Annotated in this window: 26 protein-coding genes; 24 read left to right on the forward strand and 2 right to left on the reverse strand. The window is 34.5% G+C overall.

The genetic code is table 11. The features are described from left to right. Positions 1 to 4 precede the first annotated feature (4 nt). From aroA to D2K40_RS01270, 6 genes are all read left to right on the forward strand, one after another. Complete coding sequence (gene aroA / locus D2K40_RS01245) at positions 5 to 1294, forward strand: 3-phosphoshikimate 1-carboxyvinyltransferase (protein ID WP_117152148.1); 1290 nt, start codon at positions 5 to 7, stop codon at positions 1292 to 1294. Positions 1295 to 1440: 146 nt separating this feature from the next. Then, positions 1441 to 2706 carry a tetratricopeptide repeat protein gene (locus D2K40_RS01250; protein ID WP_117152150.1) on the forward strand — a complete coding sequence of 422 codons (1266 nt, stop codon included), beginning with the start codon at positions 1441 to 1443 and terminating at the stop codon, positions 2704 to 2706. Between the two features lie 72 nt (positions 2707 to 2778). Further along, a complete protein-coding gene (locus tag D2K40_RS01255) occupies positions 2779 to 3330 on the forward strand; it encodes a ReoY family proteolytic degradation factor (protein ID WP_117152152.1) in 552 nt (183 codons plus the stop codon). 154 nt (positions 3331 to 3484) lie between these two features. Next, the gene (lhaT, locus tag D2K40_RS01260; protein WP_117152154.1) at positions 3485 to 4087 is read left to right on the forward strand and encodes a lipoprotein heptaprenylglyceryl N-acetyltransferase LhaT; all 603 of its coding nucleotides are present in this window, start codon (positions 3485 to 3487) and stop codon (positions 4085 to 4087) included. A 59-nt stretch (positions 4088 to 4146) separates the two neighbouring features. After that, a complete protein-coding gene (locus D2K40_RS01265) occupies positions 4147 to 4911 on the forward strand; it encodes a sporulation protein YpjB (RefSeq protein ID WP_117152156.1) in 765 nt (254 codons plus the stop codon). Positions 4912 to 4981: 70 nt separating this feature from the next. After that, complete coding sequence (locus tag D2K40_RS01270) at positions 4982 to 5665, forward strand: zinc metallopeptidase (RefSeq protein WP_117152158.1); 684 nt, start codon at positions 4982 to 4984, stop codon at positions 5663 to 5665. A gap of 116 nt (positions 5666 to 5781) precedes the next feature. Here the strand turns inward: D2K40_RS01270 and D2K40_RS01275 are convergent, their stop codons facing one another. Then, positions 5782 to 6657, reverse strand: a complete 876-nt coding sequence (locus tag D2K40_RS01275) for a YitT family protein (RefSeq protein WP_229666592.1) — start codon at positions 6655 to 6657, stop codon at positions 5782 to 5784. 188 nt (positions 6658 to 6845) lie between these two features. On the opposite strand from D2K40_RS01275, the gene D2K40_RS01280 reads away from it, so the two are divergent. The 18 genes from D2K40_RS01280 (at position 6846) to D2K40_RS01365 (ending at position 23597) form a co-directional block, all read left to right on the forward strand. After that, on the forward strand, positions 6846 to 7202 hold the full coding sequence (locus tag D2K40_RS01280) for a nucleotide pyrophosphohydrolase (RefSeq protein WP_117152160.1): 357 nt from the start codon (positions 6846 to 6848) through the stop codon (positions 7200 to 7202). Continuing rightward, the gene (gene dapB / locus D2K40_RS01285; RefSeq protein WP_117152162.1) at positions 7195 to 7995 is read left to right on the forward strand and encodes a 4-hydroxy-tetrahydrodipicolinate reductase; all 801 of its coding nucleotides are present in this window, start codon (positions 7195 to 7197) and stop codon (positions 7993 to 7995) included. Before D2K40_RS01280 ends, dapB begins: the two co-directional genes overlap by 8 nt. A 661-nt stretch (positions 7996 to 8656) precedes the next feature. Beyond that, on the forward strand, positions 8657 to 9064 hold the full coding sequence (mgsA, locus tag D2K40_RS01290; RefSeq protein WP_117152164.1) for a methylglyoxal synthase: 408 nt from the start codon (positions 8657 to 8659) through the stop codon (positions 9062 to 9064). Positions 9065 to 9075: 11 nt separating this feature from the next. Beyond that, entirely contained in the window at positions 9076 to 10209 is a 1134-nt protein-coding gene (gene bshA, locus D2K40_RS01295; protein WP_117152167.1) for an N-acetyl-alpha-D-glucosaminyl L-malate synthase BshA, read from the forward strand. Positions 10210 to 10211: 2 nt separating this feature from the next. Then, positions 10212 to 11420, forward strand: a complete 1209-nt coding sequence (locus tag D2K40_RS01300) for a CCA tRNA nucleotidyltransferase (RefSeq protein WP_117152169.1) — start codon at positions 10212 to 10214, stop codon at positions 11418 to 11420. Then, positions 11396 to 12370, forward strand: coding sequence for a biotin--[acetyl-CoA-carboxylase] ligase (locus tag D2K40_RS01305; protein ID WP_117152171.1), 975 nt, complete (start codon positions 11396 to 11398; stop codon positions 12368 to 12370). The genes D2K40_RS01300 and D2K40_RS01305 overlap by 25 nt, the downstream gene beginning before the upstream one ends. A gap of 19 nt (positions 12371 to 12389) precedes the next feature. Continuing rightward, a complete protein-coding gene (gene panB, locus D2K40_RS01310) occupies positions 12390 to 13226 on the forward strand; it encodes a 3-methyl-2-oxobutanoate hydroxymethyltransferase (RefSeq protein WP_117152173.1) in 837 nt (278 codons plus the stop codon). Between the two features lie 2 nt (positions 13227 to 13228). Then, positions 13229 to 14068 (forward strand): pantoate--beta-alanine ligase, encoded by an 840-nt coding sequence (gene panC, locus D2K40_RS01315; protein WP_117152175.1) that lies wholly within the window; start codon positions 13229 to 13231, stop codon positions 14066 to 14068. 44 nt (positions 14069 to 14112) lie between these two features. Beyond that, positions 14113 to 14496, forward strand: a complete 384-nt coding sequence (gene panD / locus D2K40_RS01320) for an aspartate 1-decarboxylase (protein ID WP_117152177.1) — start codon at positions 14113 to 14115, stop codon at positions 14494 to 14496. 96 nt (positions 14497 to 14592) lie between these two features. Then, positions 14593 to 17385, forward strand: coding sequence for an ATP-dependent DNA helicase DinG (gene dinG / locus D2K40_RS01325; RefSeq protein ID WP_117152179.1), 2793 nt, complete (start codon positions 14593 to 14595; stop codon positions 17383 to 17385). A 54-nt stretch (positions 17386 to 17439) separates the two neighbouring features. After that, on the forward strand, positions 17440 to 18246 hold the full coding sequence (locus D2K40_RS01330; protein WP_117152181.1) for a ComEC/Rec2 family competence protein: 807 nt from the start codon (positions 17440 to 17442) through the stop codon (positions 18244 to 18246). 287 nt (positions 18247 to 18533) lie between these two features. Then, positions 18534 to 18704: a YpmA family protein gene (locus D2K40_RS01335; protein WP_117152183.1), complete on the forward strand. Its 171-nt coding sequence runs from the start codon at positions 18534 to 18536 to the stop codon at positions 18702 to 18704. Next, positions 18670 to 19200, forward strand: coding sequence for a cell wall elongation regulator TseB-like domain-containing protein (locus D2K40_RS01340; protein ID WP_117152185.1), 531 nt, complete (start codon positions 18670 to 18672; stop codon positions 19198 to 19200). Before D2K40_RS01335 ends, D2K40_RS01340 begins: the two co-directional genes overlap by 35 nt. 34 nt (positions 19201 to 19234) lie before the next feature. After that, positions 19235 to 20419: a pyridoxal phosphate-dependent aminotransferase gene (locus tag D2K40_RS01345; protein ID WP_117152188.1), complete on the forward strand. Its 1185-nt coding sequence runs from the start codon at positions 19235 to 19237 to the stop codon at positions 20417 to 20419. 24 nt (positions 20420 to 20443) lie between these two features. After that, entirely contained in the window at positions 20444 to 21736 is a 1293-nt protein-coding gene (gene asnS, locus D2K40_RS01350) for an asparagine--tRNA ligase (protein ID WP_117152190.1), read from the forward strand. 145 nt (positions 21737 to 21881) lie between these two features. After that, a complete protein-coding gene (locus D2K40_RS01355; protein ID WP_117152192.1) occupies positions 21882 to 22574 on the forward strand; it encodes a DnaD domain-containing protein in 693 nt (230 codons plus the stop codon). Positions 22575 to 22595: 21 nt separating this feature from the next. After that, on the forward strand, positions 22596 to 23237 hold the full coding sequence (gene nth / locus D2K40_RS01360; RefSeq protein ID WP_117152194.1) for an endonuclease III: 642 nt from the start codon (positions 22596 to 22598) through the stop codon (positions 23235 to 23237). A gap of 15 nt (positions 23238 to 23252) precedes the next feature. Next, positions 23253 to 23597, forward strand: coding sequence for a YpoC family protein (locus tag D2K40_RS01365; RefSeq protein ID WP_117152196.1), 345 nt, complete (start codon positions 23253 to 23255; stop codon positions 23595 to 23597). Between the two features lie 33 nt (positions 23598 to 23630). On the opposite strand, the gene D2K40_RS01370 is transcribed toward D2K40_RS01365, so the two are convergent. Further along, positions 23631 to 26282 (reverse strand): transglycosylase domain-containing protein, encoded by a 2652-nt coding sequence (locus D2K40_RS01370; RefSeq protein WP_117152198.1) that lies wholly within the window; start codon positions 26280 to 26282, stop codon positions 23631 to 23633. Positions 26283 to 26290: the final 8 nt, after the last annotated feature.

Below are 26290 nucleotides of genomic sequence, written 5' to 3' on the forward strand. Positions count from 1 at the left end.
ACATATGGATCAAAAAGTATTACACCCAATCAGTTCGATTTTGGAGGGAGAAATAATAGTACCTGGAGATAAGTCAATTTCACATCGGGCTATTATTTTTGGCGCACTTGCTCATGGAGTAACGAAGATTACGCACTTTTTGGACGGGGAAGATTGTATGCGTACCATTCATGCTTTTCAAGCGATGGGTGTACCAATTGAGAAAAATAAAAACAATGTAATTATAAAAGGTGCTGGAATGGATGCACTACAAGAACCACTGGTACCAATTGATCTGGGGAATTCAGGGACAACTGCCCGTCTGTTACTTGGTGTACTAGCTGGACTTCCTTTTCACGTCACACTGTTTGGTGATGAATCTTTAACAAAGCGTCCAATGGACAGAGTTGCTATCCCTTTAAAGCGTATGGGCGCAAAGCTTGATGGTAGAGAAGCAGGAAAATATCTGCCGTTGGCTGTACGGGGGGGAGCTCTTCAGTCTATTACATTTGAGCCTGTAGTAAAAAGCGCACAAGTGAAATCTGCTATTTTGTTAGCAGGATTACTAGCAACTGGTACTACTAAAGTTATCGAAAAAACAACCACAAGAAACCACACCGAAAATATGTTACAGGCTTTTGGTGGTAAGATTTCCGTTGATGGTACAAAAATAACAGTTGAGGGAAATCAAAAATTAACAGGCACAGACATTCAAGTACCTGGTGATATTTCTTCTGCCGCATTCTTTTTAGTAGCTGCTGCAATCGTTCCAGGTAGTCATGTAACAATTCGTGATGTTGGCTTGAACGATACACGAACTGGTATAATTACCGTATTAGAACAGATGGGTGTTGAAATCGAAGTAATTGAAGAGAGGCATATTGGCGGAGAGACAATTGGTTCAATCACGGTTCGTGCATCATCGATAAAGGGAATTGAAATTGGTGGAGACATTATACCAAGAATGATTGATGAAATTCCTATCGTAGCATTATTAGCAACTCAAGCAAATGGTAAAACTATAATTCGTGACGCCGAAGAATTACGCTTTAAAGAAACAGATCGAATTGCTACTGTTGTTAATACACTAAAAGCTTTAGGAGCTTCGATTTGCGCTACTGATGATGGAATGATTATTGAAGGTAATACACAATTAACTGGTGCTACCGTTGATTCACATGGCGACCATAGAATTGGCATGATGATCGCCATTGCATCATTAATTACGAAGGAAAAAGTTACGCTAACTAATCCGTCGTGTATTAATATTTCTTATCCAACCTTTTTTGAAGATATATCTAAAATATTAAATTGAAATTCTAGAAGAAACTGCTATGTATCGTGATTCATAGCAGTTTTTTGCTTTCTAAAATGAAATAATTGCTCAAATGATTAATTTCAGATATGATGAATCTATTCAATTAATCATTGGTATAAAGTATGAAAGGATGAGCGTGAATCATGGAAGAGATACATCGTGCCATCAAATTGATGGAACAATATAAAACAGATGAAGCAATTTCTACGTTAGAAAATTATTTACCGCAAGCAAATGAAGATGAAAAATATACAATTGCAGAGTTATATCAACAATGGGGAATGTTGGAAGATGCAAAAATGATTTTATTGGGTCTAACACAACAATATCCAAATGAAACAGATTTAAAGTTGATGCTTGCTGACATACATATTGATTTACAAGAAGATCAAGAGGCAATTGAATTACTAAATCGATTTGGTCCACAAGATGAGGAATATCTAGAAGTATTATTGCAATTAGCTGATCTTTATCAAACACAAGGTTTGTTTGAAGTAGCCGAACAAAAGTTGTTAGAAGCAAAGCAGATCGATCCATCTGAAGTTTTAATCGATTTTGCATTGGGTGAGTTATCGTTCTCAAACGGTGAATATCAAAAAGCAATTCCATATTATGAAAAAGTGCATATGAATCAACAGATATTTGCCGAAGTAGACATTTCAATCCGATTAGCTGAAAGCTATGCTGCAACTGGAGAGTTTGAAAAATCTTTAGAATATTTTCATGTGGTAGAAACAGATGATGTTGATGTTTTGTTCCGATACGGGTTCATTGGCTATCGAGCTAATCGATTAGATATTGCAAAACAAGCTTGGGAGCAAGTTATAGATTTAGATCCTGAATTTCAATCTGTATACTTATATTTGGCTGAAGTATACGAAACAGAGGGAATGTTAAAGGAAGCCTATCAAATAGCCCAAAAAGGCATAGAAATTGACCGTTTCAATAAAGATTTATATCTTGTTGCAGGTTCATTAGCACGAAAAGTTGGGGAGGCACAAGCCAGCTATCAGTATGCTCGTGAAGCTGTTAGTATAGACCCCGGATTTAAAGAGGCTGTATTATTTTTGGTGGAAAATTATAAACAAGATGAAGATTTTGAAGCAATAATTGATTTACTTCATCATATTATAGAACAAGGTGAAGAAGATGGCTATTATAAGTGGGAGCTTGCAAAGGCGTTAAAAGAAGAAGAATCCTATTCTGATGCATTAAAATTTTACCAAGATGCATATAATACTTTCAGGGAGGATACAGATTTCCTCAAAGAATACGGTTACTTTTTAGTTGAAGAAGGGAGAAGAAAGGAGGCAATTGCGCTTTTCGAACATTACTTAACTATTGAACCTAGTGATACGGAGTTAGAAGAATATACTCTAAGGCTTAAAGATCAAGCAAACGATTTTTAAACCGCACAATAATATACTTAATCCCACATTTTATGCATTGCTTTCCTATTGAATTTTTAGGAGGGATCAATTTTGAATACTTCTGTTTCTGTTCAAGATAAAAAGGCGTTTATCCAATGGTTTTTGCAGAATTACCAATTAAAACGAAGAGAAAGTGTTTGGATCTTAAACTATTTAACAAACCATGATGCGTTATTAAACCATGTTCATTTCATTCGTGAGGCAAGGTATTGCCCAAGAGGAATTGTGATTTCCACTCATTGTTCGAATGATGTTCCATTTCGTTTTTACAAAAATCACATTGTAACAACAGATGCTGAAAAGTCATTTCATGACATACGACTTAATCGTGACGATCCAATTTATATTCAATTAAGCTTTGAAAATGTACATCAAAATTCAAATTACGTTGCGGTATTGGAAGATAATCCATATTTACCTGAAGATTTTTTTATAACAAAAAAAGAAAAAGAGTTAGCTAAAGAAGTTCTGGAATATGCTATTTACCAATCACAAAAAAAGTCTATTGAAAGTAAAATAAATCAAGCACTCGACAATCGAGATAAAGAAGCTTTTTATGATTACGTTAAACAATTAAAAGAACTAACATACCCAGCACCATAGGTAAGTATAGTCAAGGTGTTAAGGATAAGCTTGTACATGTAGAATTTGTCTTGTTTTTTTGCTTGCTACATGCTAATGTTATAAAAACCGTACGCTTTAGAAACCCCTTCCTTTAACGGTTGGGGTTTCTTATTCGAGTAGAAAGGAATTTATTATGAACTATGTTAAACATTTATTACAAGACAGAACTTTTTTGATTTTACTTTGGATTATTAATTTTTTCGGTACAATTTATGGTTACATGTGGTATGACGATCAATTAGCAATTACGCCAGCAAAATTTCTAATTTTTGTACCAGATAGTCCTACAGCCAGTTTGTTTTTTACAATATTTTTAACTTTTTATATTTTTGGTAAACATCTACCATACATAGAAGCATTAGCACTTATAACGTTATTTAAATATGGTATTTGGGCTGTTGTGATGAATCTCCTTATGCTTATTCTTAATGGCAGTTTATCTTGGCAAGGTTATATGTTGATGGCCTCTCATGGCGCTATGGCAATACAAGGACTATTATACGCACCATTTTATAAAATAAAAATAAAGCATATAGTTGTAGCAGGCATTTGGACTGTTCATAATGATATTATTGACTATGTTTACAAAATGATGCCTCGTTATAGTAGTCTAGATCAATACATGAATGAAATTGGTTATTTTACATTTTGGCTTAGCATCCTATCACTAGCAATTGCTTATATTTTAACAATAAGAAATAAAACAACCATTACTTATCATAATCACCAGGTCTAAGCTTGTCTTATCTCTCATACATTAGATATAGAATAAATGATTGAGAGAAGGGGATCTCGATGAGGCACTCGAAAAACAACAAATTTTATTACATTATATGTTTCCTACTGCTTTTTACTTTTTTAACCAAAACAAGTCAAGTGACATATGCCAATGAAAAAGAGGCTTCGTCAGTTACTTTCCAATATGAACGTTACATATCGGAAGGTCGATATGATTTAGCTCGACAATGGTTAGTGCGGCATCATCAAACACTAATGAATTCAGCTAAAAATGAGCAAGTGAAAAATCAAAATGTGATTAGGGATCTAATTTTTGAGAATATTGATCATGTTACTAAGACTGAAGTACCTAAGAATCAAAAGCTTCAAAAAGCTATGTCATTAGTTATTGCAGTAAATACACTTGAAAACCAAAACAATTCAATTTGGTTAAATAGTAAAGAATCATTGGAAAATTCAGTTCTAGCTGTATTAAGCAAAAATAATGTATCGGAAAATGAGCTTATTAAAATTGAAACCCATTGGCAAATGCTTCAACCAACTTACCAAATAATTTTAGATGATGATCAATATGAAGAGTTGAAAGCTACATACAACCGAATACTTCATATTGAAGAAGAAACTGATAAAGAGAATTTACAGGCTGTGTTTAGAGAGACACAGTTAATTGATGTGATTAATCCTGCAGTTGAAGGAAATTATGTTTCATTTTATTGGATGATTTTTATTGTGGGTGGCATTATAATTGTGACATTAGCTTATGTAGCTTTTAAAAAATACAAAGGTGAAAAAAAGAAAAAACAAAAGCAACATATTAGTTGACTAAGTAACTTTTTTTGACTAAAATTGACCTTAAGCGGAACAAGTAAAATATGATGGAGGAATGAAGAAGATGGGCTTAGGTAGTTACCTAATCTATATTGCGTTATTAATGATTATTCCTTTATGGGCGCAATCAAAAGTAAAAAGCACTTATAAAAAGTATGCGAAGGTTGCTACATCTTCTTATATGACAGGTGCACAAGTAGCACGACAAATTTTAGATGACAATGGTTTATACAATGTGTCAATAGAAGAAACAAGAGGTACGCTATCTGATCACTACGATCCTCGTAAAAAGGTTGTTCGTTTATCAAGCGACAATTATCATGGACATTCTATGGCTGCTTCAGCTATCGCAGCACATGAGGTTGGACATGCAATTCAAGATGCAGAAGCTTACGCGTTTTTACAATTTAGAACTAAGTTATTTCCGATTGCTAGTTTTGGCGATAGAACCGCATTTTTCCTGATCTTTGCGGGAATACTATTGGGTATGAATTCAAGCTTAATTTTAGCCGGAATTGTGTTGATGGCATTTGCAGTGCTTTTCCAATTGGTTACATTACCAGTAGAATTTGATGCTTCTAATCGTGCAATGGCACAACTCGTATCTTCAGGGGTAATTCGAAATAATGAAGAAAAACAAACGAAGAAAGTATTAAATGCAGCTGCACTCACATATGTAGCAGCAGCAATGGTTGCTGTAGCAGAATTAATTCGATTCATTCTAATGTTTGTTGTTGCGGATGATTAATGTAGTATAAAGTTTTAAGTAGTTCATTTTTGGGGGGGGGATGTTCCCAAATGAACTACTTTTTTTAATAAGACATGAACAATTACACTTATCAAAATTCACTTTTTCTTACCGGATTAATCAGGGTAAGGATTTTTATTTTCATCTAAAGTAAAACCTTCTCCAGAGACATCATGAACAGCTGCAACCGCAACAAATGCATGTGGATCTATTTGTTGAATGATATGTTTTAATCTAACAATTTCATTTCGCCCAACTACACAATATAACACTTCTTTGTTCTCACCTGAGAAGCGACCTTTTCCTTGTAAGACTGTAACCCCTCGATCCATCTCTTTTAATATCTTCTCTGATATTTCGTGGCTATAATTGGATATAATCGTAGTCCCTCTTGCAGAATATGCACCTTCTTGCATAAAGTCAATGACGCGTGCGGCAAGATAAACTGCAACTAGCGTATACATCCCTTCAACTAATTCTAAATAAGTAACAATTGAAGTGACAATAACGACTCCATCAAAGAGAAACATTGTCTTCCCCATACTCCATCCAACATACTTATGTACAATTCGCGCAATAATATCTACGCCACCAGTTGTTCCGCCGTAACGAAAAATAATTCCAAGGCCCACTCCAATTGATGCACCTGCAAACAATGCAACAAGAGTCATATCTGATTCCAAATGGAGCTGATATGGACTAATTTGAAAAATATATAAGAAAACAGATACTGCAACAGTCCCAATAATGGTGTATAGAAATGTGTTACGCCCCAAGAATCGCCAGCCCAAAATAAAAGTCGGGATATTTAATACAATGTTAGAAATAGCAGGGTCCCATTCCCATAAAAAATAAAAAAGTAATGTGATCCCAGTAAATCCACCTTCACCTAAATTATTTTGCATATTAAAATGTACAATACCAAATGCAAAGATTGCTGCACCAATTAAAATAAAAAAGATATTTTTAAATTTCAAACCAAATAACGCCAAATATATTACCTCCTATTAATTCACCCTATTTATTATAGTCAAACTAAGTAGGATAAACAAGATAACAAGGCTATTTGTTTTTTTTATAAAAGTAAACTAAAAAATTTGTCAAATGGGTCTGTTTTCGCTAACATTAGGGAAGGAGAATCGACATAAAACTGTTATACTTAAAAGAAGGAGTTTAGTTGATGTCAAACGAAACCAAACACAACACAAAAGCAATGCAGCAACGAGTCGATACATATATATCACAATTTAAAGAAGGTTATTTTAGCCCATTAAGTATGTTAGCGCGTTTTACAGAAGAAGTTGGCGAATTAGCAAGAGAAGTTAATCATGAATACGGTGAAAAACCAAAGAAATCTACAGAAGATGCAAATACGATTGAAGATGAACTTGGTGATTTACTGTTCGTAACACTGTCATTTGCTAATTCATTAGACATCGATGTTGGAAACGCATTTGATAAAGCAATGACAAAAATTGAAGTTAGAGACAAAGATAGATGGACAAAAAAAGATTTGGAGAGTGAAGATAATGAATAAAGTAAAAGTAGTAGTTGCAGGTTTTCGTGGAAGAATGGGAAGTGAAGCACTTCGAATGATTGAGAAACATGATGATCTTGAATTAGTCGCTGGATTAGATATGGACAATGCAGGTCAAAAAGTAAAAGACATTTCTGGATTACCAGACTTTGATGCTACGATATATACAGATATTAATCAGTGCTTACAAGATGTACAAGCTGATGTATTAATTGATCTAACAACACCAGAGGTTGGTTACTTACATACCAAAACTGCTATCGAATACGGTGTACGTCCCGTTGTAGGCACAACTGGTTTTACTAGTGAACAACTGGAAGAGTTAACAGATCTTGCGGAAGAAAGAGGCGTTGGAGCAGTCATTGCACCTAACTTTGCAATTGGAGCAGTACTAATGATGGAGTTTTCCAAATGGGCTGCAAAATACTTTCCAGACGTTGAAATTATAGAAAAACATCATGATCAAAAATTAGATGCTCCTTCTGGAACAGCTGTCAAAACAGCAGAGTTAATTAAAGAAGAACGCCAATCAAAACAGCAAGGTCATCCAGATGAAAAAGAGACGATCCCTGGAGCTAGAGGTGCTGATGTTGATGGTATGCATATCCATAGCGTTAGATTACCAGGCTTAGTCGCACATCAAGAAGTTATTTTTGGTGGACCTGGTGAAAATCTAACTATTAAACATGATTCCTTCCATCGTGAATCGTTTATGTCTGGCATTAAATTATCAATTGACCATGTTATGAAATTAGACATACTCGTTTACGGATTAGAAAACTTATTAGAATAGAGTATTATTCCATGCTCAAAACGAGAGTAAAATAAACCTAGAATTTCTAAGTTAATTTATTCATCTTCATAAGTGAATACTTTTTTGAAAATAGTTGCTATGACTAATTTAACATAGAATGCGACGTAAGCTTACTAATTCGCTACGTCACCAAAGGCTTTCCCTTTCCACGGGCAGGGCTTTATGATGGGGCGAGTAATCGCAGCCCCACGGCCTCAACTAATTTTTAGAAGAAAGTGCACTTCTAAAAATGGATTTTCGGCTCGCGCTGTTCCCGTAGGAGTGTCAAGCCTTTGCTTCCTCCGCTAGTTTGCGTATTACATTGTATAAAGATTTAAGACATAAAAACGTAGTGACGTGTCTTGCCTTGTAATAAACTATTATTTATTTTCACACTATCTAGCGGATTAAATGAAATTGGTGACACTCCAGCAGGAACAGCACAGTCTGAAGATCTACTCGGAAGTGTTTTTTACTTCCGAGTTAGCTGAAGACGTGCCTGCGGAAAGGGAGCCAATTTCATTTGAGGAGCGGGTTAGTTAATAGTAACTAACGTTACTATCTATTGCGCTTTTTATATCAAGTCCGTATGCATGGCAAGGAAGTTGTATTGTTTTTGAAAGAAGGAAAATAAAAAAATGGAATAGGGAGTTGTTAGTAGATGAAAATTGCATTAGTAGCACATGATAAAAAGAAGGAAGCAATTATTCAATTCAGTATATCTTACGCACCCATACTTAAGAAACATGAGCTATTTGCTACTGGTACAACTGGTAAAAAAATTAATGAAGCCACAGGTTTGCCTATTACAAGATTTCTATCTGGACCACTAGGTGGTGACCAGCAAATTGGAGCAAAAATTGCGACAAATGAAATGGATATGGTCATATTTTTTAGGGATCCACTAACATCTCAACCACATGAACCAGATATTAGTGCATTAATGCGCTTATGTGACGTACACCAAATTCCGTTAGTGACAAATTTAGCTGGTGCAGAGGTTATGATTCGCGCTCTAGAGGCCGGATTTTTTGATTGGCGAAATCTACTAAAAAATGAAGATAATTAAGGATGTGTAGTATGAAGAAAATCGGAATTACTTGCTATCCATCAGTAGGTGGTTCTGGGGTGGTAGCAACTGAATTAGGCAAATTTTTAGCAAAAAAGGGACATGAGATACATTTCATTACTTCAAGCGTCCCCTTTCGCTTAGATAACATTTACGCTAATATCTATTTTCATGAAGTGGAAGTAAATCACTACCCAGTTTTTCAATACCCGCCATATGATTTAGCATTAGCAAATAAAATGGCAGAAGTCATTGATACTGAACAACTAGATATTCTGCATGTTCACTATGCAATGCCACATGCTATATGTGCTATATTAGCTAAACAAATGGCAAAACGTGATGTCAAAATTGTTACCACATTGCACGGTACTGACATCACAGTTTTGGGTATCGATAAGAGTTTAAAGAAAATGATCACACATGGTATAGAAAATTCAGATGCCGTTACTGCTGTATCTCATAGTTTGGTAAAACAAACGCAAGAAATGCTAGCGGTAGATAAAAATATTGATGTTGTCTATAATTTCGTCGATGAATCTGAATATTTTTATCGGGATACTGCAGATCTTCGAGCACAATATCAAATAAAGCCAAATGAAAAGGTCATTATACATATTTCTAACTTTCGAAAAGTAAAACGAATACAAGATATTATTTATGCATTTTATGAAACCAGAAAAAACGTACCATCCAAATTGTTATTAATTGGGGATGGCCCTGAATATTCTGAAATTCATCAACTAGTAGAATCATTAGGTATAGAGGACTATGTGCTTTTCTTAGGAAAACAAAACAATATCGCTGATATATTGTCAATTGCTGATATCAAGCTATTATTATCTGAAAAAGAAAGTTTTGGGCTTGTCTTAATAGAGGCGATGGCTTGTGGTGTTCCTTGTATTGGTACCAATGTTGGAGGTATCCCTGAAGTTATTAAAGATGGAGAAAATGGTTATATAGTTGAACTAGGTGATATTGCAAGTATCGTTGAGAAAATGACTAATTTGTTGCTCAATGAGGGAAAGTGGGAACAATTTTCTGATGCAGCTGTAACACATGTCAGACAGGCATTTTCAGCTGAAAAAATTGTAGCAGAGTATGAGTCTATTTATGATCGTACTCTCGGAAAAGGTGAAGGATAAAGATGGTGCTTGATCCCTTATTTCATAAAGCTATACCAATTTTAGAGAACTTAGAACAACATGGTTATCAGGCTTACTTTGTTGGGGGCTCTGTTCGTGATCATCTCTTAGGTAATTCTGTTAAAGATATTGATATCGCCACTTCAGCAACACCAACTGAAGTACAAGCAATCTTTTCAAAAGTTATTCCAGTTGGAATTGAACATGGTACTGTTATTGTCAGACACAATAAACAGTCCTATGAAGTAACAACCTTTCGGAAAGATGGAAACTATTCTGATTTCAGACATCCTGATGAAGTTTTTTTTGTAAGTAAAATCGATGATGACCTTAGCAGGCGTGATTTCACCATTAATGCTATGGCGATGAATAAACATGGGGATATACATGACCCATTTCATGGAGAGCAGGATATTAAGCGACAATTAATTCGTACAGTAGGGCTTGCAAGTGATCGATTCTATGAGGATCCTTTACGGATGTTACGTGCTTTGCGCTTTGTAAGTCAACTCGGTTTTTCTATTGAGCAGCATACACTTGAATCAATAAAGAAACAAGTGAATTTTGTGAATGAGCTCGCTGTAGAACGCTTAGCTGTTGAATTTGAAAAAACAATTGCTGGGGCTTATGTAACATCAGCGATACCTTTTTATAGAGATGTAAATCTATGGGGACAATTGCCAGTATTTAAAGAGCAACCTAAATTAACAACACATGTGGAGGCATTAAATCAACCATTAGCATTACTATATGAAGTATTCGCTTTACTAAAAATAAAACAACCAGAGCTAGACTTACGACAAATGATACGATTATGGAAGCTATCGAATAACACATACAATGCTGCTAATAAATTAGTACAGTTGCTCAGTCAATACGAACAAAATGGATTAAATAATTGGCTTATTTATCAATTACCGGAATCTTTATATGTATCTTTTATTCGATTAATTGATGTATTACATCAAGAAAATGATATTACCTTAATGACAATTAAGGACGTTGCTTCAAAGTTAAAAATCACTTCAATAAGCGACGTTGCTTTTACAGGTAAAGATATCATAAATCTCTATCAAAATCGGAACAAAGGGCCCTGGATTCAAAGCTATTTAAACCAAATTGAAAAAGCAATTGTAACAGGCGAGTTACAGAATCATTTTCAGGATATAAAGGAGTGGATTTTATCGTGTCATCCACCAGAGAAAAGTTAATTGATCTATTATCAACTCATGAAACAGATTTTATATCGGGTCAACTCATATCTGATCAACTAAACATTTCTCGAACAGCTGTTTGGAAACAGATGAAAAACCTCGAAAAAGACGGCTATGCTATTGAAGCAGTTCCAAACAAAGGTTATCGAATTATAACTCAACCAACTAAAATAAGTGAAAATACGGTGCATTGGGGATTAAAGACGGAGTGGTTAGGTAAAGATATTGTGCATTATACAACTTTGCCGTCAACCCAAACAAAAGCAAACCAATTAGCACAAGAGGGCTGTTCACATGGTACAGTAGTGATTGCTGATAAGCAAGAAACAGGACGAGGTCGAATGAACCGAAAGTGGTACTCTAATAATGATGCAGGCATTTGGTTGAGTATTGTACTCCGACCAAAAGTAGTACCTAATCAAGCGCCTCAGTTTACATTACTAGTAGCAATTGCTATAGCTGAATTAATAGAAGAAGAATTAGAACTAACTCCATCATTAAAATGGCCAAATGATGTCCTTATCAATCATAAAAAAGTTGCAGGGATATTAACCGAAATGCAGGGTGAGCAGGATCAGATAAATTATATGGTAGTTGGTATAGGTTTAAATGTTAACCATCAACAAGACATGTTTGAATCAGAAATTCAACAACTGGCATCTTCTTTTAAAATTGAAGCTGGTAAAACCTTTTCAAAGATTGAATTAATCCAATCTTTATTACAGAGATTAGAACAAGCGTATCAAGATTATTTCATCAATGGTTTTTCAAGTGTAAAAAACAAGTGGGAAAGATATGGTTATCTTATTAATCAAGAAGTAACTTATACAAATGCTAACCAAAAGAAACAAGGTATTATTAAAGGTATCCAATCTGATGGTGCACTATTAATTGAAACTAAAATGAAACAAATTGAACCTATATACTCTGCAGAAATTAATTGGTAGTGGGAGAGATAATATAATTATGAAAAATAACAAGACTTTTATAAAAATGAAGCAAGAGAATGAAAAAATAACGATGATCACTGCATATGATTACCCTTCAGCAAAATTATCGGAACAAGCAAATGTAGATATGATTCTAGTTGGAGATTCACTTGGAATGGTTGTATTAGGCTATTCATCGACAATCCAAGTAACAATTGAAGACATGATTCATCACGGTAAAGCTGTAACACGAGGGGCACAAGATACATTTGTTGTTGTTGATATGCCATTTATGTCCTATCACATATCCCTAGAAGATGCTTTACGAAATGCAAAACGAATTTATCAAGAAACAGGAGCACAAGCATTGAAAGTGGAAGGTTCATCACCTGAAATAAGAAATCTAATCACACACTTAACAAATGCTGGAATTCCAGTTGTTGCCCATATCGGCTTAACACCACAGTCAGTAAACGTTCTTGGCGGCTATCGTGTTCAAGGTAAAGACCAAGCTGGTGCAACGAAGATAATTGAAGATGCAAAAGCGATCGAAAAAAGTGGGGCAATTGCAATCGTATTAGAATGTGTCCCAAAAGAGTTAGCTAATGTGGTTACTGATCAACTGAATATACCAACAATAGGTATTGGAGCAGGTGTAGCATGTGATGGTCAAGTGCTAGTTTATCATGACTTGATACAATATGGTGTTGATCGCTTAGCTAAATTCGTAAAAACATACGATAATAGTAATGAAAGAATAACTTCTGCGATAAAAAAATATGTTGAAGAAGTTAAAGACGCTAGTTTTCCAGAAGAAAAGCATAGTTACACAATTGATCCAGACACTAATTTGTCGGCTGACGTGGAGGAATAGGCATGCGTATCATCAAAACAATCCAAGAAATGCAATCTTTTTCAATTGACATGAGGAGGACTGGAAAAACGATTGGATTCGTTCCTACCATGGGTTACTTACACGAAGGTCATGTAGCACTAATGAAAAAGTCCAGAGAGATAAATGACGTACTCATCACTAGTATATTTGTAAATCCACTACAGTTTGGACCAAACGAAGACTTTGAAAAATACCCAAGAGACGAGCAACGAGATATTGATATAGCAACAGAAAATGGTGTAGATGTATTATTTATGCCTACGGTAGATGAAATGTATCCAACTAAACAAAGTATTCAAATTGAGATATTAGATCGTGTTGATGTTCTATGTGGTAAATCACGTCCTGGACACTTTGATGGTGTTGCTACAGTATTATTAAAGTTATTTCATATCACTTCTCCAGATCATGTATTTTTCGGCAAAAAAGATGCACAACAGGTCGCAGTGGTTGATCAATTAATAAAAGAGTTGAATTTTCCAATTCAATTACATATGGTTGAAACAGTTAGGGAAGAAGATGGACTTGCTAAAAGTAGTCGAAATGTTTATTTAAGTCCAAAAGAACGAAGCGAAGCAGTGCATTTATTCAAGGGGCTACAAATCGCTCAACAAAAAATATTTGACGGTGAAAAAAATCCTGCTATTATAGTTAATGAAGTAAAAAACTATATAATAACACATACAACTGGTAAAATAGACTATATAGAGATATTACGTTTTCCATCATTACAACCATTAACTGTAATAGACCAACAGATTATTGTTGCAGTTGCTGTACAATTCGATCAGGCACGACTGATCGATAATCTTATTATATAAAATGATGGAAGTTGATCCAGTGTATTAACCTAGGGGGAATAACGATGTACCGAACAATGATGAAAGCAAAAATTCATCGTGCTCGCGTAACGGAAGCAAACTTAGATTATGTCGGAAGTATTACGATTGATCAAGATATAATAGATAGTGTTGGTATATTACCACACGAAAAAGTACAAATTGTTAATAACAATAATGGAGCACGATTAGAAACTTACGTCATTCCTGGAGAAAGAGGAAGCAGAGTGATGTGTTTAAATGGTGCCGCAGCAAGACTTGTACAAAAAAACGACATTATTATTGTTGTATCCTATGCACTACTTTCTGATGATGAATTAACTACATTTAAACCTAAAGTTGCACTTATGAATGATGAAAATGAAGTAGTTGAGGTAATTGATCAAGAACCACCTCTAACTTCACTTTAATTAGTAAACTCTTATCAACGTTTTGTTTGATAAGAGTTTTCATTATATCGTTACAATTCGAAATTTTTTTAATGTTTAGATTTGAGGTTATAGGAAATGAACAAATATGCAGTTATTGATTTAGAGACAACAGGACATACTCCAGCAAAAGGAGATCGTATAATAGAGGTTGGTATTGTTGTGTGGTCAGAAGGAAAGATTATAGAAAAATATGCGACATTAGTAAACCCTGAAATAAACATTCCACGTTTTATCACAAATTTAACAGGAATTACAGATGAGGCAGTCTCTGATCAACCTACTTTTGATGAAATTGCAGCCGAAATAAGAGGTTTGTTTGATAACGCATATTTTGTTGCACATAATGTCCCATTTGATATGGGATTTTTGAACGAAGAATTTAAAAGGGTAGGTTTACCTGTAATAATGCAGCCAGTTATTGACACGGTAGAACTTTCTAGAATTATGTTACCTCAAGCACCTGGTTTTAAATTAGGACAGTTAGCCAGTTGGTTAAAATTACAACATGATGACCCACATCGTGCTTTATCAGATGCTTATGTAACGACTTATCTAATGAGTCATTTATTGAAAATAATTGATTCTTTACCATATGAAACAATTAAACAATTAGAGCAGTTAGAACCTAAATTGAAAAGTGATTTAGGTGTTATATTACAAAACAGAGCTGATTCATTAGCCTTTTCAACTAATCATCGTGATGACTTAGAAATATTTCGAGGAATCGCGTTAAAAAAGCAACACCTTAAACCTAAGGCACTAAGTAATAAAGCAGTTTCATTTGGAGAGATTATGGACAACTTTTATCAGAATGAAGGTGAATTGGCGTACGTAATGCCTGCTTTTGAACTTAGAAGTGGACAAAGAGAGATGTCAGAACATATCTTTGATGCCTTTCAGTCTAAACGCCATGCAATCATTGAAGCTGAAACTGGAACAGGAAAGTCCTTAGCATATTTAGTTACAGCTCTATTTCAGGCGATTAATTATGATGAACGTGTAGTAGTCAGTACCCATTTAACACAACTTCAATCACAATTAGTTGAAAAAGAGATACCATTATTAAAGAAAATTTTACCTTTTACCTTTCAAACTGCAATTATGAAAGGTAAGCAACATTACTTAAGTTTAGCAAAGTTCGAGCAAACACTACGTTCTTTAGACTTCGACAATTATGATATTATTTTAACAAAAGCAATTATTTTAATATGGTTAACAGAAACATCCTCTGGTGATATTGACGAAATACAGTTACCATCTAGCGGGGAAAGATTTTTTCGTTTAATTTCTACTGAAGCAGAGGGAGGACTAGATCCTAATTCCCCATGGTTTACACGATCATTTTACTATAGAGCAAAAGCAAATGCCCAAAGAGCAGATCTTGTTATTACAAATCATGCTTTATTATGTGCAAATATGACAAGTGAAACACCACTACTACCTTCTTTTAAAAAAATAATTATTGATGAAGCGCACCATCTGGAAACAACAGCTTCAAAGCATTTTGGTTTAAGTTTAGATTACCTTTCTATTCAAAAACTTCTTCAGTCAATTGGGTGTTTAGAAAACAATAGTTGGATCAAAAAATTGGCAGAATATGATCCAGATATTTCTATAATTTGTGATGAATATGAATGGGATAAATGGTGGCAAGAAGCAAAAGAGGAGACGGATGGATTATTTCGTTATATTTTTCATTATGTAGAAAAAAAACAGTCAACACATATTGCAATTAATGATATTGGACGTTTTCAATATCGTATTCAAAGTGAAGGTCTTGACCAAGGTTGGGAAGTAATAATTGAAATGGTTAATCGTATTTCATTTCAATTACGTGATTTAATACATATCTTATCTCGCATTTTAAAAATAATTGATCAAAAGCGACTAGCTTCTGATTATTGGGAAGAAGTTAAATGGAACATGGAGCGCCTTCAACGTGTTTTAGATGGATTGGAAAATTACTTCATTAAAAATTTAGCTGAGGATGAAGTCAAGTGGATTGAAATAGATGCGTTCGGCGCTCGAAATGCGGTATATTTATTTCAAGAACCGATTGATATTGCACAACTATTACATCATAAATTCTTAATTCACAAAGATAGTGTGATTATGACAAGTGCAACACTAACAATTAAAGAATCTTTCTCTATATTCAAGGAAAGAATTGGTATAAAGGAAGGAGAAGCAATTGAGAAAAAAATTATTTCACCTTATACATACCAAGATCAAGTTCAACTAATGGTTCCAAATGATTTCCCGCATGCCAAATATGGAAAAATGGAATCATTTATTGAAGCTACATGTGAAGCGATTGTTTCTCTTGCCCAAATTACAGATGGAAGAATGCTTGTGTTATTTACATCGTATGACATGCTGAAAAAAGCGTATGCTTTGTTACGTGATATGATGGAAGAATCATATATATTAATTGCGCAAGGTGTTTCAAGCGGGAGTCGAGCCAGGTTGAAGAAGAACTTTCAGACATTTGACCAAGCAATATTATTGGGAACAAGTTCTTTTTGGGAAGGAATTGATATACCAGGTAGTGATCTTTCTTGTGTAGTCATCGTTCGTTTACCATTTGAGCCACCAAATCATCCTGTTTATGATGCGAAAGCAAACTATTTAAAGAAAACAGGTAAGAATCCATTTATGACGTTGGCACTACCAAATGCAGTCATTCGTTTTAAACAAGGTTTTGGTCGGTTAATTCGATCAAGTACAGATAGAGGGATTGTGTTTATATGTGATGATCGTTTAATGAAAGCCAAATATGGAAATTACTTTATTGATTCAATACCGAACATACCAATACATTACAATTCAACAAAAGAATTAATGGAAATCGCTGAAGATTGGTTATGATATAGAGCTAATTGACGTATCCTAAACTTACTCTAATTTAAAGTAGGCGATAACATGCAACGATTTGTACATGTGTTTATTCATGGGTGTATTATTTTAGTTATACTCCTGCATTTTCCTGAGATCGGTAATTCAGAGGCTGCTTTACCAAAACTTAATGAAAATGAATTGTACATTTCTTTTTTAAATTTGCCAGATGGCGAAGCGACACTAATACAAACACCTAAAGAGGAAAACTTTTTAATTAACACGGGGTCTAAAAAAAGTAGATCAGATCTTTGGAAACAATTAAATCAGCTAAATGTTCACCAATTAGATGGCTTAATCTTAACTAAACAAACAAGTGATTATTGCGGTAACATTAAACAAGTACTCGACCAATATCACGTGAAGAATATTTATGTTGGAGATGCTAAAAGAAATTTCATCGAACATGTAGATAGAAACATAAGTCAAACCACATGGTATACTGATGATCACACACAACTTACTAAAGAATTAAAAATTCACGTATTACAAACAAACGCATTAGGAGAGATGTCCTTTACGATTGAATATGGAAAAAATAAGATTCTATATATGAGTATTAGCGAATTAGAACATGATCAATTAATTGAAGATAAACGTGTAAAAGCAGAAATCATAAAAATTGCTGATTACGGACAAGGCCAATCTCCTAGCACTACATTGTTGGAGACAATGGATCCTCATATTAGCATAGTATTTCATCAAAAAAGTGGAAAACCTAATAAAGCATTATTGGAGAGGTTGAAGGAATCTTGGATTGATGTTTATCAATTAGAGCAAGTAGGCACAACAATTATTCGTTTAACACTAAATGATTATGAAGTTATTTCATAAGGGTTCTTTTTGTAAATATTCAGACTTGGTCTTTCTACGTCACTTAGCTCTGATTTAACTATATCGTAAATATTAAAAAAGCTGTGTATAATATACTATACACAGCTAAAAATGGGTTAGAAAAAATTTAGTTGAAAATTGTCCTCAAATTTTGTCACAAAACCTGTTATAATATAGACATATTTCTTTTCAACTTATACTTAGTATACAATGAGTATAAGAAAACTATGTGTTACAAATTTATGCAAATAACACATCTACAAAATACTAAAATTAGGAGTAATTGAATGAAGGATAAAATACAAACACTTTCTACCGTGAAAATTCAACATACAAACGATTTATACAAAATAGTTGACAGTTTAAATCGAACCCTGAAAGAAGATGATTTAATGTTTGGATTAGCATTGGATGAGGATGACAATGAAACAGCAGTCTTTACAATTTACCGTACCTAATTGGTTAAAATGGGTTTTAATTGGCGTTATTTTACTTGTGTTTAGTGGTATTGGTTATTCGATTTACATATATCAAACAATTGAAAAAAATAGAACAGAGACCTTTGCTACTTCTGAACAACAAATTTTAAATGAAACAGAAATAACTAAAGTTAATGCAATTACTAGATATCATGGTGAGTCTTATTATCACGTAATAAACGGTCAAAATGTTGATGGAGAAGAACTACTTGCTTATGTAAATAAATCCAATGAAGATGAAGTACAAATATTTCAAACCGATCAATATATGTCTTTAGAATCATTAGAGAAGCAATGGCTTAATACATGCCAATCATGTGAGTTATTAGAATCACAATATGGAATTAGAGGTAATATACCTTTATTAGAATTAACCTATATTGACGAGAACGATCGTCTAACTTATACGTACTTTCGATTAAAAGATGGTACTATAGATAGTCGCGTATCATTCTCTTCGTATAATTATAAATAAAGCTCGTTTAAAGCTACTAAAGAAAGGTGATCAGATGGAATTATCAAACAGAGTAAAAACATTAACACCATCCTCAACATTAGCAATAACAGCTAAAGCAAAAGCATTAAAAGATGCTGGTCATAATGTTATTGGATTAGGAGCTGGTGAACCTGACTTTAATACACCATCTTATATTTTAGATGCTGCTACAAGTGCTATGCAAGAAGGTTTAACAAAGTACACACCTGCAGGAGGTATTGTAGATTTAAAAGATGCAATAATTAATAAAATGAAGCAGGATCAAGGACTAGCCTATAACCGTAACCAAGTGATTGTAACAACAGGAGCAAAACACGCACTTTATACATTATTCCAAGTGTTATTAAACCCAGCTGATGAAGTTATTGTACCTACTCCATATTGGGTAAGTTATCCTGAACAAATTAAGCTTGCACAGGGTAACCCTATTTTTGTTGAAGCAGAAGAAAAGAATCAATTTAAATTAACACCTGCTCAATTAGAAAATACTATATCAGCTAAAACAAAAGCTGTTATTATCAATTCACCAAGTAACCCAACTGGAATAATGTATTCCAAAGAGGAGCTAAAAGCACTAGGTGAAGTTTGCTTAAAACATAATATCTTGATTATATCAGATGAAATTTACGAAAAATTAATTTACACAGATGATCCTCATGTTTCCATAGCTGAAATTTCTAACCAGTTAAAGGAACAAACAATCATTATAAATGGTGTCTCAAAATCTCATTCAATGACTGGATGGCGTATTGGATATGCCATTGGAAGTGAAACAATTATTAAAGCAATGACAAATTTGGCATCACACTCAACATCAAATCCAACATCCATTGCGCAATACGCTGCTTTAGCAGCTTATTCTAAGGGAGATGAGCAAGTTGAGAAGATGCGTGATGCATTTCAAGATAGACTAACGAAAACCTATGAATGGCTTTGTGAAATACCAGGTGTCACCTGTGTAAAACCTAAAGGGGCTTTTTACTTATTTCCAAACGTTAAAGAAGCAGTTAAGATGAACGGTTTTAATTCAGTCAATGATTGGGTAGAAGCTCTCTTAGAGGAAGAAAAAGTAGCATTAGTACCTGGTTCAGGTTTTGGAGCACCTGATAATGTACGGCTTTCTTATGTTATTTCATTGGATCAGTTAGAAGAAGCAATTAATCGAATAAAAAGATTTGTAATGAAGCATCAATTATAAGCGCTAGTTTTGGAGGAATTAATTATGAAAACAACGATTGATCAAGTAGCAAAACATTTAGGACAAGAGGTTACTATTGGAGCATGGCTGGCAAATAAACGCTCTAGTGGTAAAATTGCATTTCTACAATTAAGAGATGGAACAGGTTTTATCCAAGGTGTAGTTGTTAAAGCAGAAGTGGCTGAGGAAACATTTAACTTAGCTAAGAGTATCACACAGGAAACATCTTTATTTGTAACAGGTACGGTAGTGGAAGATACACGTTCACCATTTGGTTATGAATTACAAGTAAAAGAAATTGAAGTAATTCATCAAGCTGTAGACTTTCCTATCACACCAAAAGAACACGGAACAGAATTTTTAATGGATAATCGTCATCTTTGGTTACGCTCTAAAAAACAACATGCTATTATAAAAATTCGAAACGAAATTATCCGTGCGACTTATCAGTTTTTCAGTGAAAATGGATATATCAAAGTTGACCCACCAATATTAACTGGTTCTGCTGCAGAAGGCACAACAGAATTGTTTCATACGCAATACTTTGAAGAAGAAGCTTACCTCTCTCAAAGTGGTCAATTATACATGGAAGCCGCGGCGATGGCTTTTGGAAAAGTTTTCTCATTTGGACCAACATTTCGTGCAGAAAAGTCAAAAACTAGAAGGCATTTAATTGAGTTTTGGATGATAGAACCTGAAATGGCTTTTATGGACCATGAAGAAAGTTTACAAGTTCAAGAAAATTATGTAAGTTACCTTGCCCAATCCGTATTAACTAATTGTCAATTAGAATTAAAAACATTAGAACGAGATGTAACAAAACTTGAAAAAATCAAAGCGCCATTTCCACGCATTACATATGATAAGGCGATTGATTTGCTGAAGGAAAAAGGCTTTGATGATATTGAGTGGGGTGAAGATTTTGGTTCACCACATGAAACTGCAATTGCAGAAAGTTTTGATCAACCTGTATTCATCACACATTACCCTGCTGATATTAAGGCATTTTACATGAAACCTGACCCTGACCGTCCTGAAGTTGTTTTGTGTGCGGATTTAATTGCTCCAGAAGGGTATGGAGAGGTGATCGGTGGTTCACAACGAATCGATGATTTAGAATTAATGAAAAAACGTTACGAGGAGCACCAATTAACTAGCGACGCTTATAAATGGTATTTAGAATTACGTCAATATGGAAGTGTACCACATTCTGGCTTTGGCTTAGGATTAGAAAGAACTGTGGCATGGCTATCCGGAGTAGAGCATGTAAGAGAGACAATTCCATTCCCGCGTCTGCTTAATCGTTTATATCCATGATTTAATTGATATGTATAGTACAAAACCCCTTGACGAAGGAAATTGTCAGGGGTTTTGTCAATATTTATAAGTAAAAAAGATAAGTTCTTACAAATAAGCCAGTCTTTCTTGGCTATCTGAGAAAGAAATTGTTGAGGTGAAATTAATGACAGAAAATCATCCGTATCAAGCTTTTTTAAAGGATCAATTAACGATTCCTACTAAGCTGCTAACTGAATACCATACACATGACTTAACAGAAAAAGAAGTAGTCGTTATATTACAACTCCACCGCTTCAGTCTTATTGGAATATACCTTCCAACTCCTGACGAGATTGCATCTTATGTATCTTTTGATCAGCAGGAATGTGCAATGATTCTGCGACGATTAATGCAAAAAAATATGTTATCAATCGAGCAAGATCAAGCAGAACAAGCAATGGTTGATGAACACTATTCACTTGAACCGTTATGGAACTTGCTTTATAAGCCACAAAAACCTAAACAAGAGAATCCTGATAGCGAACAAGCAATGAATATTTTTATTTTATTTGAACAAGAATTTGGACGACCATTGTCACCGTTTGAAATAGAAACAATTAATATATGGATCGATGAAGAAGAACAAAAACCTGCGCTTATTAAAGCAGCCTTACGTGAAGCTGTACTAATGAGTAAGCTAAACTTTAAATATATTGATCGAATTTTACGTGAGTGGAAAAAGAAGGGGATTCGCTCAGTGGAACAAGCACGAACACATAGTAAGTCTTTTCATAATCACCAATCAAATCAAGAAGTAAAACAAGATCAGCCTAAACGTGATGTATCCTTGTATTACAATTGGTTAGAAGAGGAATAAGTAGGGAAGGGGTGGGGTTTTATGCTAAATAGAAAAGAAATTCGCTTTTGTTTAGATGTAATGAAACAGATGTTTCCTAATGCAGAATGCGAACTGGTGCATAAAAATCCTTTTGAACTTGTAATTGCAGTACTTTTATCAGCTCAATGTACCGATGCATTAGTAAATAAAGTAACAAAAGAATTATTTCAAAAATACCAAACTCCTGAAGATTTCTTGAAAGTCTCCCTTGAGGAGCTACAACAAGATATTCGCTCCATTGGGTTATATCGAAATAAGGCTAAGAATATTCAAAAACTCTGTCACTCGTTACTAGAAAATTATGATGGAAAAGTTCCTGAATCTAAAGAAGAGTTAGAAAAGTTGGCTGGTGTTGGCAGAAAAACAGCAAATGTTGTTGCTTCTGTTGCATTTGGTCAACCTGCTATTGCCGTAGATACACATGTTGAGCGTGTTTCAAAACGTTTAGCTATTTGCAGATGGAAAGATTCTACTGTTGAAGTGGAAAATACATTAATGAAGAAGATACCTGAAGATGAATGGAGTGATACACATCATAGGATGATTTTCTTTGGGCGCTATCACTGTAAAGCAAGAAACCCAAACTGTGAGAGTTGCTCGTTACTATCTATCTGCCGAGAGGGAAAGAAAAGAATGAAATAAAGGGAATGTGAAAACATGCAAACGGATGGAAAAATGTTAATAGAAGACTGGAAAAAACAATCAGCTATAATTGCTGAATTATTTCATCAAAAAGCCTATCAAGAAGCTCGCGTGCCGATGGAAAAATACACGAAACAATTTATTCATACGTTATTTATATTGAACAAAAAAGAATGGCTTGAAGGGGAGGATTTTCTTGATAATATTCAAACATTCAAGTATAAACCGCTTAATATTAAAGAACGTATCCAATATGTTATAGAATACCCGCATCAATATCATTGTTTTATACAATTGAATGAATTATATAAAGAAGTGGAAAAAATATATGCGAGAGCAGAAATCCTTGAGAAAAAATAAAAAGCCAGCAGCTGCTGGCTTTTTTTGTAACAATTATTCTTCTGATTCATCTTCTGGAGTATCAGGAATAATATCATCTATTACATCCTCATCATTTTCGTTCTCGTCATCAGGTTGTTGAGACTCTTGTTGTGGTACTTCAACTTGTACAATTTTAGCATCACTGAAACTTTCTTCATTATCACTTAATGCGACAACTTCAATGGTATATGTTCTACCTCGTTCTACATTACTTAATATTACTTCAGTATTATTGGTTGTTATACTATTAACGCCTGTATTAACTTCAAATGAGACATCATCAGTATTTGTATAATCCCATGATACATTAATGCTATTGTTTTCTTCGATATATGTTGCACGTAAAGCTGATACTGGAACAAGTGGTTCAGTTTCTTCTTCTGGTATTTCGATTTCTACTGATTGAGCTTCACTTATATTATCTTCATTATCTATACTAATAGCGGTAACTTCGATTGTATAAGTTGTGCCTCTTTCAACATTACTTATTTCTAACTCTGTGTTTTCAGTTGTTGTACTATTTGTACCTATATTTACTTCGAATGTAACATCTGCATCACTTTCGTAATCCCAAGTGACATCTATAATATTATCTTCTGCATTATAACTTGCACTTAGTTCAGTTACAGGATCTAGCTGTTCGTATCTTTCAGAAGTCTCCTTAGGTACATGACCTGACTTAAACAATTCTGTTACAATTTCAGATTCAGGCGTATACTCACTCGGCAGTTTTGCAGGATTGGTACCTTTTTCAACACTGACTCTTTCAACAGAACTAGGCATTGTGAAATCTGATGTCTCAACACCTTCTGATAAAGTTGTCATTATTCGATTGAATAATTGTTGAGAAATTTTGGTGTTAGAAACAGGAGTTGTATTGTTTTCAGGATATCCGGACCAAACTGCAAGAGAGTAATTTGTTGTATAACCAGCAAACCAAACATCTATATTGTTGTTGGTAGTACCTGTTTTACCTGCCATTGGTAGCCCAGAAACATTTGCTTTTGTTCCAGTACCACTACGAACAACTGTTTTTAACATATCTGTTATCATATATGCTGTTGCATTAGACATTGCTGCAACGGGTTCTGACTTTAGATCATCTAAACTGCCATCATCATAGATAACTTTAGTTACTGCATATGGCTCATTATAGATCCCTTCATTTCCAAATGCGCTGTAAGCCCCTGCCATTTGTAGAGGGGTAACACCATTTCCAGCTCCGCCGATTGCATCCCCAATGGTCATGCCATTATCTAATTCAATTCCAAGACCTTCAGCAAATTCCTGTGCTTGATTTATGCCAACTTCATCTAGTGTTTTAACTGCAGGAACATTTAATGACCATTGGAGTGCATATCGGATACTCATCCAACCTTGGTATTGTCTATTCCAATTTCGGATCTCTTTATCTGTTCCTGCAATTTCGTATGGTGCGTCATCATTGATTTGATGATAGGTAGACCAATTTAAGTATTCAATCGCAGGTCCATAATCAAGAACTGGTTTAATAGCTGAGCCAGCCTGTCTACCTTCTCCTTGAAATGCATAATTCCAACCATTGTTGTTATCACGATTTCTACCACCACCAATTGCACGAATAGCACCCGATGTTGTATCCACTACTGCAATACCAGATTGTAAATCATCATCAGGAAATTGTATTGGGTTTTCCTCTGAATTAGATAAAACGAATTCAACTTCTTCCTGTGCTTTTGGATCAAGTGTTGTATACACTTCTAAACCATCCGTATAGATATTAGCGCCTGTTTTTGCTTCGACTTCTTCTGCAACCTTCTGAATAAATGCTTGATATTGCGTTTGTTGTGTTTCAGAAATATTGAGCATCGAGGTTACATCAACTTTTCTCGCTTCATCAGCTTCTGCCTGAGAAATTTTATCATGACGTACCATTAAACTTAAAACAGTGTTCATACGCTCCTGAGCCAATTCTGGATTGACTGTAGGGTCATATGCCGAAGGACGCTGTGGTAAACCAGCTAATAAAGCCGCTTCCGGAAGTGTTAGTTCGTCCAAATCAGTTTTACCAAAATACGTATTGGCAGCTTTAGCAACACCGTAAGCACCTGAACCATAATAAATTTTATTGAGGTACATTTCTAAAATTTGTTCTTTCGAGTACTCTCGATCTAACTGAATTGCTAGCCATTGTTCTTGAACTTTACGTTTAATCGTTTTATCTGTAGAAAGAAATGAATCCTTTACCACTTGTTGTGTAATCGTACTAGCACCCTCAGCACCAAAGCCATCAGTTACGTTAGCCAATACTGCAGCTCCGATACGTCTGAAATCAATACCGATATGCTCTTTAAACCGTACATCCTCTGTAGCAAGGACTGCGTCTTCTAGAACATCAGGTATTTCATTGTAACTAATCTTTGTTCTCTTCTCTGTACCCAGATCCGCATATACCTCTTCATTCATATCATAAACCTTTGTTGAGACTGGATCTGACAGTAAGGAACTATCTAAATCAGGTGCAGTAGAAACATAATAGGCGAACGTTCCACCTACACCAATACCTAATACTAAAAATATAATACCAATTACTAATACTATTTTTTTCATCAACGTTTTTGTTTTCTTTTTTGACTGTTTTTGTTGTTTTCTTCTAGCTGATCTAGATTGGCTTTCATTTGCCATGTTTTTTC

Source organism: Paraliobacillus quinghaiensis (assembly GCF_003426025.1).
In the GTDB taxonomy this organism is placed as follows: domain Bacteria; phylum Bacillota; class Bacilli; order Bacillales; family Amphibacillaceae; genus Paraliobacillus_A; species Paraliobacillus_A quinghaiensis.